12 protein-coding genes are annotated in these 12,372 nt (G+C 68.8%); 10 read left to right on the forward strand and 2 right to left on the reverse strand.

The features are described 5' to 3' along the window. Window positions 1-3: 3 nt before the first annotated feature. The 9 genes from ACOZ4N_RS07835 to ACOZ4N_RS07875 all read left to right on the forward strand — a co-directional run bounded on the left by ACOZ4N_RS07835 (window position 4) and on the right by ACOZ4N_RS07875 (window position 9,555). A complete protein-coding gene (locus ACOZ4N_RS07835) occupies window positions 4-2,106 on the forward strand; it encodes a PKD domain-containing protein (RefSeq protein WP_424019371.1) in 2,103 nt (700 codons plus the stop codon). Between the two features lie 108 nt (window positions 2,107-2,214). Further along, window positions 2,215-3,165, forward strand: a complete 951-nt coding sequence (locus ACOZ4N_RS07840) for a 1,4-dihydroxy-2-naphthoate polyprenyltransferase (RefSeq protein ID WP_424019372.1) — start codon at window positions 2,215-2,217, stop codon at window positions 3,163-3,165. After that, window positions 3,165-4,196, forward strand: coding sequence for an o-succinylbenzoate synthase (gene menC / locus ACOZ4N_RS07845; protein WP_424019942.1), 1,032 nt, complete (start codon window positions 3,165-3,167; stop codon window positions 4,194-4,196). Before ACOZ4N_RS07840 ends, menC begins: the two co-directional genes overlap by 1 nt. Beyond that, on the forward strand, window positions 4,196-5,692 hold the full coding sequence (menE, locus tag ACOZ4N_RS07850; RefSeq protein WP_424019373.1) for an o-succinylbenzoate--CoA ligase: 1,497 nt from the start codon (window positions 4,196-4,198) through the stop codon (window positions 5,690-5,692). Before menC ends, menE begins: the two co-directional genes overlap by 1 nt. A gap of 54 nt (window positions 5,693-5,746) precedes the next feature. Further along, window positions 5,747-6,487 carry an NRDE family protein gene (locus tag ACOZ4N_RS07855; RefSeq protein ID WP_424019374.1) on the forward strand — a complete coding sequence of 247 codons (741 nt, stop codon included), beginning with the start codon at window positions 5,747-5,749 and terminating at the stop codon, window positions 6,485-6,487. A gap of 25 nt (window positions 6,488-6,512) precedes the next feature. Continuing rightward, window positions 6,513-6,857 (forward strand): helix-turn-helix transcriptional regulator, encoded by a 345-nt coding sequence (locus tag ACOZ4N_RS07860; RefSeq protein ID WP_129069012.1) that lies wholly within the window; start codon window positions 6,513-6,515, stop codon window positions 6,855-6,857. A gap of 32 nt (window positions 6,858-6,889) precedes the next feature. After that, entirely contained in the window at window positions 6,890-7,594 is a 705-nt protein-coding gene (locus ACOZ4N_RS07865; RefSeq protein ID WP_424019375.1) for a hypothetical protein, read from the forward strand. 101 nt (window positions 7,595-7,695) lie between these two features. Further along, window positions 7,696-8,646 (forward strand): MBL fold metallo-hydrolase, encoded by a 951-nt coding sequence (locus tag ACOZ4N_RS07870; RefSeq protein ID WP_424019376.1) that lies wholly within the window; start codon window positions 7,696-7,698, stop codon window positions 8,644-8,646. Between the two features lie 93 nt (window positions 8,647-8,739). Then, window positions 8,740-9,555, forward strand: a complete 816-nt coding sequence (locus ACOZ4N_RS07875) for a hypothetical protein (RefSeq protein ID WP_424019377.1) — start codon at window positions 8,740-8,742, stop codon at window positions 9,553-9,555. Between the two features lie 46 nt (window positions 9,556-9,601). On the opposite strand, the gene gatA is transcribed toward ACOZ4N_RS07875, so the two are convergent. Next, entirely contained in the window at window positions 9,602-10,882 is a 1,281-nt protein-coding gene (gatA, locus tag ACOZ4N_RS07880) for an Asp-tRNA(Asn)/Glu-tRNA(Gln) amidotransferase subunit GatA (RefSeq protein WP_424019378.1), read from the reverse strand. Continuing rightward, on the reverse strand, window positions 10,882-11,160 hold the full coding sequence (gene gatC / locus ACOZ4N_RS07885) for an Asp-tRNA(Asn)/Glu-tRNA(Gln) amidotransferase subunit GatC (RefSeq protein ID WP_424019379.1): 279 nt from the start codon (window positions 11,158-11,160) through the stop codon (window positions 10,882-10,884). The genes gatA and gatC overlap by 1 nt, the downstream gene beginning before the upstream one ends. Before the next feature lie 215 nt (window positions 11,161-11,375). Here gatC and ACOZ4N_RS07890 point away from each other — a divergent pair, with 215 nt between their 5' ends. Continuing rightward, window positions 11,376-12,362 carry a transcription initiation factor IIB gene (locus ACOZ4N_RS07890; protein WP_424019380.1) on the forward strand — a complete coding sequence of 329 codons (987 nt, stop codon included), beginning with the start codon at window positions 11,376-11,378 and terminating at the stop codon, window positions 12,360-12,362. The last annotated feature ends 10 nt before the right edge of the window (window positions 12,363-12,372 follow it).

Genomic DNA, 12,372 nt, shown 5'->3' on the forward strand with positions numbered 1-12,372 from the left:
CCCGTGACGAGTATCGCGCGCAGTGTCGCGGTCGGCGTACTCCTGTTGGCGGCCGTCGCGACCGTCGCCGGGGTGAGCGCCGGCGCGACCGGTGCCCAGACCACCGACGAGCCGACCGACAACGGGAGCCTCTGGTCGCAGGACTACTTCACGAGCGCCAGAGACGAGTGGGATCAGCGACTCTACGGCGTCTCGCGGACGGACGACGGTCTCCTGCTGGTCGGGACGGGCCGGGGCGACCTGTTCGGTGACGAGGTCGTCGCCTACGCCGCCGAGGCGACACGCGACGGTCGCCAGACCTGGGGCCGGCCGTACATGCACGCCGCGACGCACACGCGCGCCCTTCACGACGGCCTGAAACTCGACGACGGCCGGTACGTCTTCGCGGGGACGACCAACGCCCCGTCGATGACCGGCGTGGGCAACTACCTCCTGTTCGACAACACTGGCAACGTCCACACCTGGCGGTACGCTCGCGGCCACGGCGCGTTCTACGACGTGTTCCCGCTGAACACGACCCACGTCGTCGCGGTCGGGTCCCAGCGGGTCTGGGCCGTCGAGACGGCCCGTGACGACGGCGGCCGTACGTGGACCCACACCCCGCCGAGTGCGGTCACACTTCGGGCAGGGACGGCGACCGACGACGGCGTTCTCGTGGCCGGTGCGCGAGAGACGACCGACGGCGTGACGGCCGGGTACGTAGCCGAACTGGGCCCCGACGGGACTCGTCACTGGAGCCGGACGGTCGGTGAGCAGTCGGTTCGGTTGCGGGCTATCACGACCGTCGGAGACGACATCGTCGTCGGTGGGACCGACGGGGAGCGGGGCTGGCTGGCACGTCTGGACGCGGACGGGGACGCGCTGTGGACGCGCCGACCGTTCCCGGACGGCGGCCGAGTCGATGCAGTGGCCCGGGGCCCGGACGGGACGGTACTCGCCGCGGGCGAGACGGGAAACGGCACCGGCGTCGTCGCCCAGTTCGGCGCTGGCGGCCGGGAGCGGTGGCGTGGCCGCCACGGCACCGAAATCAACGGACTGCTCCCGGTGCGAAACGGAACGACCGTCGCCGTCGGTGCGCGGTCGAACGGCGGGCACCTCGACGCCTACGCGACGCGGATCGACTTCCGGCCCCCGACCGCCGCGATCACGGTCGGGACCGACCGTGCAGAAGTCGGGAACACGACCGTCACACTCCGCGCGAACGACTCGACCGACAACTTCGGGGTCGCGCGATACCACTGGGACACCGACGGCGACGGTACGGCCGACCGGACCACCGGGGAACCGATCTTGCGGTACGTCCCGACGGAGACCGCCACGTTCCGGCCACGAGTCACAGTCGAGGACGCTGGCGGACGGATCGACACGGCGACCGCGACCACGGCCGTCGAGGTGACGGACACGACCCCACCGACTGCGGTGATCTCCCGGCCATCGTCGGGGCTGGTGGCCGCCGGAAAACCGACCACCCTGTCGGCGGCCGGGAGCCGTGACAACGGGGCGATTCTGACGTACCGCTGGGACTTCGACGGCGACGGCCAGCCGGAGACCACGACCGACAACGAGACGGTCGTCCACGCGTTCGGCGGGCGAAACCGTTCCTACGAAGTCGGACTGACAGTCGTCGACGGAGCGGGACAGCGCGACACCACCTCGCGGCTGATCGAGACCCGGCGAAACGATCCGCCGGAACTCGCCCTGTCGGTCGAAGACATCTCCTCGCAGTCGTACGACGAGGGCTACGAGGCCCGGCTCGTGGCCGACGTGACCAACGCCGTCGGGAACGCGACGGTCCGCTGGCGACTCCCGAACGGGACCGTCCTGACCGGACACGCGATCAGCTTCGAGTTCCGGGAACTGGGGACTACTGTCGAGGCGAGGCTCGCCGACGAGTACGGCGGATCGGACTACGAGTCAGTCGAGCTAACCCGTGGTGTGGAGGGTGAGGTCGTCGACCGAAACGCTGGAGACCTGCCGACGACGGAGAACGGCGGGACCGCTTCGAGTGCCTCGAGTGAGGGAACGGCCGCCGTCGGCTCCGGGTTCGGTCCGATGGTCGGTGCCGTCACGCTGGTACTCGCGACCCTGCTGATCACGCGCGACTGACCGGTCGCCGTGCAGTCGGGCCGACCGACCCGTCACACGATGTTCGATGCGCACAGTTCACGTTCACAGTGGCAACCTTCACACGGCTGGACCACCAACTGTACGGCAATGGCAACGGCAGACGCGGAGGTATCGCGCACGAAGGCGTGGCTGATGGCCGCACGGCCCCAGACCCTGCCCGCGGGGGCCGCGCCGGTCGTCGTGGGGACGGGGCTAGCGCTCCACGACGGGGTGTTCGCGCCGGCCGCGGCGATAGCGGCGCTGCTGGGGGCGCTCCTCCTGCAGGTGGGGACCAACTTCGCCAATGACTACTACGACGCCGTCAAGGGGACCGACTCGGCCGACCGCGAGGGGTTCACCCGTGTCACGGCCGGCGGACTGATCGAGCCCACTCGCGTCAAGCAGGCGATGGCCGCGACCTACGCACTGGCGGTCGTCGTCGGCCTGTATCTCGTCTACGTCGGCGGCCTTCCGATCCTCGTGGTCGGGCTCTCAAGCATCGCCGCCGGCATCGCCTACACCGGCGGGCCCTACCCCTACGGCTACCGCGGGCTGGGCGATCTGTTCGTGTTCCTCTACTTCGGCGTGATCGCCGTCGTCGGGACCTACTACGTGCAGGCCGCGGCCGCGCTGGCGAGCGTCCAGCCGCTCGCGATGGGGATTCCCGAGGGCACCGTGACCGCGGCCGCGCTGGTCGCGAGCCTCCCGGCGGCCGGCCTCTCGACCGCGATCCTGATCGCGAACAACGTCCGCGATAAAGAGGAGGACGCCGCGGCGGGCAAGCGGACGCTCGCGGTGATCTTCGGCTACACGTTCAGCCGGATCGAGTGGCTGGCGATGGTCGGCATGGCCTACGTCGTCCCCGTCCTGTTCGCGCTGGACCCGACCTTCGGTCTCCCCGCGCTCGCACCGCTTGTGACCCTGCCGCTGGCTGTCAGGGTCGGGGCCACAGTGATGAAACGAACCGACGGCGCGGCGCTCAACCCGGCACTCGAACGGACCGGCCAGTTGCTGGCGGCCCACTCCGCGCTGTTCGCGGCCGGACTCGCACTCGCATGATCGACATCGAACCCTACCACCTGGACCTGGCACGACCGCTCTCGACCGCCCGCGGCGAGATGGACGAGCGCGAGGGCTTCCTCGTGCGGGTCGAGTACGCCGATCAGGTTGGACTGGGCGAGGCCGCACCGCTTCCCGGCTGGACGGAATCGCTGGATGCCTGTCGAGAGGCTCTGGAGTACGCGCCCGAACTCGCGAGCGACGAGGACTGGGGCGTGGCCCTGGGTGAGACCTCCGCGCCGGCGGCCCGCCACGCGCTGGCGCTGGCACTCGCCGACGCGCGGGCGAAACTCGACAACACGCCGCTGTACCGCTACCTCGGCAACGAGCGACTCGTGCGCCGGGTGCCGGTGAACGCGACCGTCGGCGACGCGGACGCCGAGACGACCGCCCGGGAAGTCAAAGAGGCCGTCGAGGACGGCTTCGACTGCGTGAAGATCAAGGTCGGCGCACGGCGCGTCGCGGAAGACGCCGACCGCCTCCGGCGGGTCAGGGAGGTCGTCGGTGACGAGGTGACGCTCCGGGCCGACGCCAACGGCGCGTGGGACCGCGAGCAGGCCGAGCGCGCGCTCGAAGCCGTCGAACCCCTCGATCTGGAGTACGTCGAGCAACCCATGCCCGCCGAGGAAGTGGCGGCCCACGCCGGCCTCCGAAACGGGGGCAACGAGGTCCCCATCGCCCTCGACGAGTCGCTGGCCGAGCGGCCGGTGACGGACCTGCTGGCCGCCGAGGCCGCCGACTACCTCGTCCTCAAGCCGATGGCGCTGGGCGGCCCCGACAGGGCCAGAAACGTCGCGCGACAGGCCAGACAGGCCGGCGTGACGCCCGTGATCTCCACGACGATCGACGGCGTCGTCGCGCGGACCGCGGCGGTCCACGTCGCCGCGGCCGTCCCCGAGATCCCGGCCTGTGGCCTGGCGACGGCCGGCTGGCTGGCCGACGACCTCGGCCCCGACCCCGCGCCGGTCGCCGACGGCCAGATCGAAGTCCCACAGGACAAGGGGCTGGGCGTCGACCTCGGGGACGAGTGATGGACTGGCCGACCCGGGACCTCGTGGCCGCCCGCGCCGCCGCGACGCCGGATCGAACTGCCCTGATCGACGCCGACCGCGACGAGTCGATCACCTACCGCGAGTACGACGCGGCGGTCGGCCGTCGGGCGGCGGCGCTGGCCGGGCTGACGGACGACGACACCGACCGGATCGCGTTCATACTCGACACCCGACCGGCCTTCGCCGAACTGTTCTTCGCGGCCATGCGGCTGGGCGTCTCGGTCGTCCCGCTGAACGTCCGGTTGACGCCCGCCGAAGTGACCGAACAGATCGAACGTACCGATCCCGACGCGCTGGTCTGTGAATCGGCGACGGCAGCGACGGCCACCGAGGTGTTCGAGGGCCCGATTGCGTCGGTCGACGGGACCGAACAGGACGGCGTGCGGGCGCTCGACGAAATCGACGGCCCCCCGGTCGAACCGGCGACGCTGACCGCCGAGACCGAACAGCTGGTCATGTTCACCTCCGGGACCACCGGCCGACCCAAGGGCGTCCGACTGACAGTCGGGAATCTCGTGGCGAGCGCGACGGCCTCGGCCTTCCGGCTCGGTGTCTCCTCCGATGATCGGTGGCTCTGTTGCCTCCCGACCTACCACATGGGCGGACTCGCGCCGGTCGTCCGGTCGGCGCTGTACGGCTCGACGGTCGTGATCCAGCGGGAATTCGACGCCGCGGAGACCGCACGGGTGTTCGACGAGTTCGAGATCACCGGTGTCTCGCTCGTCCCGACCATGCTCACTCGACTGCTGGACGCGGGTTGGGAGCCACCCGAGCGGTTGCGGTTCGTCCTGCTCGGCGGTGCGCCGGCCGGCGAGGAACTGCTCGCGCGCTGTCGGGAGCGGGACGTGCCAGCCTGCCCGACCTACGGCATGACCGAGACGGCTTCACAGATCGCCACGGCCACGCCCGAACAGGCGGCCGCCCACGAGGGGACGGTCGGGCAGCCGCTCGTCGATACCACCGTCACGGTCGTCGACGAGGCCGGCGATCCCGTCGCGCCGGGCGAGACGGGCGAGATCGTCGTCTCCGGCCCGACCGTGACGCCGGGCTATCTCGACCCCGCGGTCACCGAGGACGCGTTCGGCCCGGACGGGCTGCACACCGGCGACGTTGGGTCCCGGGACGAGGACGGGCGGCTCTGGGTCCACAACCGCAAAGACGACCGCATCGTCACCGGCGGGGAGAACGTCGACCCCGGCGAGGTCGTCGCGGTCCTGCGCGAGCATCACCGCGTTCGGGACGCCGCCGTCGTCGGACTGGACGACCCGGAGTGGGGCGAGCGGGTCGCGGCGCTGGTGGTCCCCGAAGACGGGATAGACCTCACCGCCGAGGACATCGAGTCCCACTGCCGGGAGCGACTGGCGGGGTTCAAACTCCCGCGGACGGTCGCGTTCGCCGAGGAACTGCCGCGGACGGCGTCGGGGACCGTCGACCGGGAACGGGTGCGGGAGCGCCTGCGCGACCGGCGGGGGTGAGGGTTACCGCTCGCTCACCGACCGCTTAAGCGGCCCGAGCCACTACGGAAGTCCGTGTGCACACTCGTTCTCGCCTGGCAGGTGTTCGCCGACACGCCCGTCGCCGTCGCGGCGAACCGCGACGAGATGGTCGACCGCCCCTCGGAACCACCCCAACGGCTCGACGACGAGCCCACGGTGATCGCACCGCGTGACAGCGAGGCCGGCGGGACCTGGATCGGGCACAACGAACACGGGCTGTTCGTCGGCATCACGAACCGGTGGACCGACGCCGAGTTGGCGGGCGAGCGCTCCCGGGGTCTGCTCACCAGGGATGCCCTCCGGCAGGAGGGTGCGGAGGAGGCCGCTCGGTTCATCGAGAGCGAGGTCCGCGAGCACGAGTTCGAGGGGTTCAATCTCGTCGTGGCCGACGAGAACGCCGCCCTCCTGCTGGAGTGGGACGGCCAGCTCGCCGTCCGGAACTTCCAGCCCGGCGTCCACGTCGTGGTCAACGTCGGCGCGGACGGCGACTGGCGAATTCCCGACGAAAAGTCCGAGGACGGCCGAAAGCAGGGCGAGAACGCCGCGGCGGTCCGGACCGCACTCCGACCCGAACCCGGCGAGCGAGCTGGCGCGTGGATCGAGCGCGCGGCCGACGTGATCGCAGACCACGAGTACGGCGTCTGCGTCCACCGGGATCGGTTCGGGACGCGCTCGTCCTCGCTCGTGACCATCGGTCCCGAAGGGAGTCGCTACCGGTTCGCCGACGGCCCACCCTGCGAGACCGAGTATCGGCCGGTCGAAAGTCAGTTTTAAACCGCAGAGAGTCCCAGAGACGGGTATGGTTACGCCCGAATCCGAACTCACCGAGGACGAGCGTGGCGGCCTCGAACTCGTCCGGGAGACCGGTGGCATCCACCAGAGCGAATTCTGGAAGGAACTCGACGTCTCCTCCCGCAAGGGAAGCCGCATCGTCGAGTCACTGGCCGACAAGGGTCTCATCCAGCGCGAGGAGACCGTCTACGAGGGCCACAACACCTACCACCTCACCCCCGCGCCCCGCGACCTCGATTTCTCCCTGTTGATGGCCGGCGACATGCTCTCGCCCTTTATCGGTGACGAGGAAGTCGACCCACACTCCGACGCCTTCTCCCAGTGGGTCATGAACCTCGCCTACGAGGAGTAACTGTCATCGGAGTGGCGTGAAAACTGGCGGGCATGGTCGCCCGCGGCTGGTCCCCCGGCGAACGAACGCGAATCGGCTTCTATGTGATCGTCGGTCTCGCGCTGGTCCTGAATCCGCTCGCAGTCCAGGCGTTCGATCTCGACGAGCCGCGGTACGAGTACGTCGCGTACGACGCCGAACCGACCGCGGACACCATCCGGTTCGACAGCGAGAGCGGCGTCATCTTCACCGGCGGCGTGTCAGGCATCGACTGTGGCTTCCGGTGGGAGACCTGGGACTGTTACCTCCAGGAACACGTCGTCCGGACCGGGAACGTCACCGTCGACACTGTCGAGTACGACGACCGACCGCCCACGAGGTACGTCCACTTCCCCACGTTCTACTCGGACTTCGAGGGTGGCTTCTACAGACGAACGATCCGTAGCGGGAACGAGTCGACGACGGTCTCCTACGAGCCCGTCGACGGCGAACGGGTCGCCGCGGCGGTGAGCGTCGCCCTGTCGGACGCACGTCCCCCGGTCGCCAACGCCGTGCGGAGCGGATCGGCGTACGGAGAGACCGAGATGGAAAGAGGCCTGCTCGTCCGGGACGGCGACCGCTACTACTACGTGATCGAACTCGGCGAGAGGGACGGTCCACCCGGCCTGATCGTGCTGTCGCTGCTGGCCGCACTCCTCGGCCTCGGGTTCCTGACCCGGGGGCACAGACTCTGGCTGGCTCGTCGGGACGCAGAATAGTGTCTGCGTTGTCAGTACTGGGACCAACCCGGCCGCCCAGCGCCCATTCCGGATTGCTTGCTTCATTACATTCATTACGATGGAGGAAATTACCGCACGCCATGGGAATTGGGGACATGCGTCGTGTCGAGACGGGGAGTTGCACCGACCTGTACTACGTCGATCCCGGCGTGTACGAAGTGTCGGGACACACGTCGGTGTATCTGCTGGACGGGGAGCGGCCGGCGATCATCGAGTCGGGGATCGGGAAACACACCGACCGCGTGCTGGCCGCGCTGGACGAACTGGCGATCAGTCGCGAGGAGATCGAGGTAATCGCACTCACGCACGTCCACCTCGATCACGCCGGTGGGGCCGGGGAACTCGCCGCGGCGTGCCCGAACGCGGAGGTGGTGGTCCACGAACAGGGGGCGCCCCACCTCGTCGATCCCGCCACGCTCGTCGCCGGGACGAAGCAAGTCGTCGGCGAGTCCGGCTGGCAGTTCTACACGGACCCGGAGCCCATCTCCGAGGATCGGATTCGCGAGGTGACCGACGGCGACGTGATCGACCTGGGTGACCACGAACTCGCCGTCCACTACGCCCCGGGTCACGCCACTCATCAGGTGGTCTACCACGATCCTGCCAACGACGCCGTGTTCACCGCCGACGTACTGGGCTGTTTCTACGAGCAGTTCGACACCGCTCGGGTCGCGACGCCGCCGCCCACGTTCGATCTCGACCAGTGTCTGGACGACATCGAAGTACTCCGCGAGATCGACGCCGAGACCCTCCTGTACAGCCACTTCGGACCCCGACCAGCGGACGGCGCGCTCGACGCCTACGCCGACGTGTTGAAAGCCTGGGTCGCCCGGGTCGCACAGACGCGCCGCCGGCAGGACGACGACCGCGCGGCGTTCAAGCACTTGCTAGAGGTGAACGACGTGCCAGAGGGCTGGAGCGACGATCTGGAGTACGGCGAACTCCGGATGAACTTCTCGGGGGCAGTGACGTATCTCGACCAGCAGGAGGGAGCCCCGCGGGACGAGCGGGAGCGGCCCGCCGCCGAGTGAGCGGAGCGAGAGCCGTCCCGCAGTTTCGTTCGCATCGACCGGTGAGTCCGTCACGACAGTTTTCAAGCCCACGGCGGAATCCCGGGTCGGGAAATGGACGACTGGCGACAGCGACTGGGACGCGGGACCGACATTCTCGCTCGGCAGGCCGTCAGGGTGCCGCTGCCGGACGACGCTGCCGAGCGAACGCTCCACGAGAACATGCACCGCATCGCGGACGCCGGTGACCGGAAGGCCGAGTTACTCGCCGATCCCGACGTGCCGCTCACCGACGCCTACGAGTACGAGCTCGACGAGATGAGTCAGGGATTCAAACACCGGCTCCAGCAGATCGTCGGCGAGGAGTATCACGCCGTCGCCGACGAGTATCTTCGCGGCGAGCGTGACGACTGGATCGGCGCGCTCGCCGTCTACTATCAGGAGTGTTACTGCCGGTTGCAGGAACGGTTCACCGTCGACGACGATATCTGCGTGCTGACCGTCCTTCGCTACCCGGACTCCTTTACCGTGAACTTCAGTTTCTTCGACGGCGAGGTGGCCGGCGACGCCATCCGCTACGAGTCGCCAAAACACGACGAGTCGGACCTCGACTCCCGGTATCGAGACCGCTACCACGCGGAATGCCAGTACTCACAGCGGAGAGCGGCCGAGTACATCCGCGAACGAACCGATCTGATCCGAGTTGCGTTCCCGGACCCGGCGGCGTCGCGCGCCGAAGACCGCCAGTACGGCGGCTTCGTTCACATCACCGGTCGAGACGGCCCCGTGTTCTCGGAAGTCCTCGAATCGGTCACGCCGGACCCGGACCGCTTCGACGAGCCCGCGACGACCCCCGGGTTGGTCCCGGAGGGGCCCGAAGTCGAACGCATCCGGAACGAGTACCTCGACGACGCCGAATTGATCGTCTGATCGGGCCCTGCATCCACGCAAAAGCAGCCTTGCTCTCGGAGCGAACCTACGCCAGCGCACTCCCGGCCCGGATAATCTCCGTCTCACCGAACGCCGGCCCGACGAACTGCATCCCGACGGGGAGGCCGTCGTCGGTCTCGCCTGCGGGCACGGAGATCGCGGGCAGGTTCGCCAGGTTGACCGGGGTCGTGTTGGCGTCGGCGAGATACATCGTGAGCGGGTCCGACAGGCTCTCGCCCATCTCCATCGGCGGGACGGGCATCGTCGGCGAGGCCAGCACGTCCGCCTCCGTCAGGGCCTCGTCGAAGTCCTGTTTCACCCACGCCCGGGCGTCCTGGGCCTTCTTGTAGTACTTGTCGTGATACCCCGCCGAGAGGGCGTAGGTCCCGAGCAGGACACGGCGCTTGACCTCCTCGCCGAACCCGTCTTCGCGGACGCCCGCGAACTCCTCGTTCCAGTTGCCCTCGTAGTCGGGGCTGGGGCCGTAGCGGACGCCGTCGAACCGCGCGAGGTTCGAGGAGGCTTCGGACATGGCGATCACGTAGTAGGCCTCGACGGCGTGTTCGACCGACGGAAGGTCGACCTCGTGGTAACTGGCCCCCTGGGCTTCGAGGTCGGCGATGGCGTCCCAGAAGGTCTCGACGACCCCCTCGTCGGCTCCCTCGACCAGTTCCGTCGGAATCCCGATCTCCATGCCCTCCACGTCGCCGTCCGCGGCGGCGGCGTAATCGGTGTCGGCCCCCTCCTCGCTTGCCTCCCGGGTCGTCGCGTCGTGTTCGTCGGGGCCGGCGATGACTCCCAGCAGTTCGGCGGCTTCTTCGACGCTGGGCGCGATGGGACCGATCTGTTCCAGCGAGTTGGCGTAGGCGATCAGGCCGTACCGCGAGACCAGGCCGTAGGTCGGCTTGATGCCGACGACGCCACAGAACGCGGCGGGACAGCGCACCGAACCGCCGGTGTCCGTGCCAAGTGCGAGGTCGGCTTCGCCCGCGGCGACGGCCGCCGCCGAGCCACCGGAGGAGCCGCCCGGGACGTGGCCCGGCGCGGCGGGGTTCTCGGTCGGGCCGAACGCGGAGGTCTCGGTCGTGGTTCCCATCCCGAACTCGTCCATGTTGGTCTTGCCCGTGATGGTCGCGCCGGCCGATTTGAGGCGTTCGACGACCGTCGCGTCGTAGGGCGGGACGTAGTCGTCGAGCATGGCCGACCCGCAGGTGGTCCGGACGCCCTCGGTCGAGATGTTGTCCTTGACGGCGACGGTCCGGTCGGCCAGCGGGCCGTCGTCGTCGCTCTCGATCCGCTCGTCGGTGATGTAGGCGTTGTGCGACATTACGAGACCTTCGGCCCCTTGAAGAAGCCCTCCTCGCTCTCGGGGGCGTTTCGCAACGCTTCGTCCTGATCGAGGGAGTCGCGAACCTCATCGGCCCGCATCACGTTCGCGAGGTCCGTCTCGGAGTCGACCTCCGGGACCTCGTCCAGCGTCTCGAAGTAGTCGAGGATGTCCGCGAACTGCTCGACGAACCGGTCGACCTCCTCGTCGTCGAGGTCGACGCGGGCCAGCGAGGCGACGTGGCGCACGTCCTCGGGTTCGACGGCCGAATCGCTCATGTTCGCGGCGAGGCCCGGACCGGCGGTAAGGGTTTCGATACTCGGGCTTTCTTCCAGTGGGTCGCCCGCGAGCGCGCTCGCGCGAGGCAGCACGTTCAACGGCCGAAATCGGCACGTACGACCGCTCAAGAGGCCAAAAGTTTTAAGTCGGCGGACCCACAACATAATAACGCATTAGAGAGTTTTCCGGGCACCAGCGCCCGCCGATTCAACCAATGACCGACACCACCATCAGAGAGTATACGGGCGAGCGCGAGCGCACGCGCGAAGAGCCGACGGAATCGGACGAACGGGAAAACGAGGAGCAGGTCGCCTGTCCGGAGTGTGGCGGCTCGCTGGCGACCGACTCCGAGCGCGGCGAGACGGTCTGTGAAGACTGTGGACTGGTCGTCTCCGAAGACGAGGTCGACCCCGGGCCGGAGTGGCGCGCCTTCGACGCCAAGGAGAAAGACGAAAAGAGCCGGGTCGGTGCCCCGACCACCAACATGATGCACGACAAGGGGCTCTCGACCAACATCGGCTGGCAGGACAAGGACGCCTACGGGAACTCCCTGTCCTCGCGCCAGCGCGAGAAGATGCAGCGACTGCGCACCTGGAACGAGCGGTTCCGCACCCGTGACTCCAAGGAGCGCAACCTCAAGCAAGCGCTGGGCGAGATCGACCGCATGGCCTCCGCGCTCGGCCTCCCGGAGAACGTCCGGGAGACCGCCAGCGTCATCTACCGCCGCGCGCTCGACGAGGACCTCCTCCCGGGCCGCTCCATCGAGGGCGTCGCGACGGCCTCGCTGTACGCCGCCGCGCGGCAGGCGGGCACACCGCGAAGCCTCGACGAGATCGATTCGGTCTCCCGGGTCGACAAGGACGAGATCGCCCGGACCTACCGCTACGTCGTCCGGGAGCTGAGCCTGGAGATCCAGCCGGCAGACCCCGAGAGCTACGTCCCCCGCTTCGCCTCCGATCTCGACCTCTCGGAGGAGGTCGAGCGTCGGGCGCGGGACCTGCTGAGTTCCGCCAAGGAGAAGGGCGTCCACTCCGGGAAGTCCCCGGTCGGCCTCGCGGCGGCCGCCGTCTACGCCGCCTCGCTGCTGGCCAACGAGAAGGTCACCCAGTCGGAAGTCTCCGAAGTCGCATCCATCTCCGAGGTCACCATCCGTAACCGCTACCACGAACTGCTGGAAGCCGAAGACACGGTCTCCCAGTAACTCACCGCTC

The sequence above is a fragment of the Halorientalis pallida genome (assembly GCF_049605515.1).
In the GTDB taxonomy this organism is placed as follows: domain Archaea; phylum Halobacteriota; class Halobacteria; order Halobacteriales; family Haloarculaceae; genus Halorientalis; species Halorientalis pallida_A.

What these genes read in the sequence shown, in the direction of transcription:
- gatC (WP_424019379.1), bottom strand. Translation starts at nt 11,160, where the DNA reads ATGAGCGATTCGGCCGTCGAACCCGAGGACGTGCGCCACGTCGCCTCG.
- ACOZ4N_RS07875 (WP_424019377.1), top strand. Translation starts at nt 8,740, where the DNA reads ATGGACGACTGGCGACAGCGACTGGGACGCGGGACCGACATTCTCGCT.
- ACOZ4N_RS07890 (WP_424019380.1), top strand. Translation starts at nt 11,376, where the DNA reads ATGACCGACACCACCATCAGAGAGTATACGGGCGAGCGCGAGCGCACG.
- ACOZ4N_RS07840 (WP_424019372.1), top strand. Translation starts at nt 2,215, where the DNA reads ATGGCAACGGCAGACGCGGAGGTATCGCGCACGAAGGCGTGGCTGATG.
- gatA (WP_424019378.1), bottom strand. Translation starts at nt 10,882, where the DNA reads ATGTCGCACAACGCCTACATCACCGACGAGCGGATCGAGAGCGACGAC.
- menE (WP_424019373.1), top strand. Translation starts at nt 4,196, where the DNA reads ATGGACTGGCCGACCCGGGACCTCGTGGCCGCCCGCGCCGCCGCGACG.
- ACOZ4N_RS07865 (WP_424019375.1), top strand. Translation starts at nt 6,890, where the DNA reads ATGGTCGCCCGCGGCTGGTCCCCCGGCGAACGAACGCGAATCGGCTTC.
- ACOZ4N_RS07870 (WP_424019376.1), top strand. Translation starts at nt 7,696, where the DNA reads ATGGGAATTGGGGACATGCGTCGTGTCGAGACGGGGAGTTGCACCGAC.
- ACOZ4N_RS07860 (WP_129069012.1), top strand. Translation starts at nt 6,513, where the DNA reads ATGGTTACGCCCGAATCCGAACTCACCGAGGACGAGCGTGGCGGCCTC.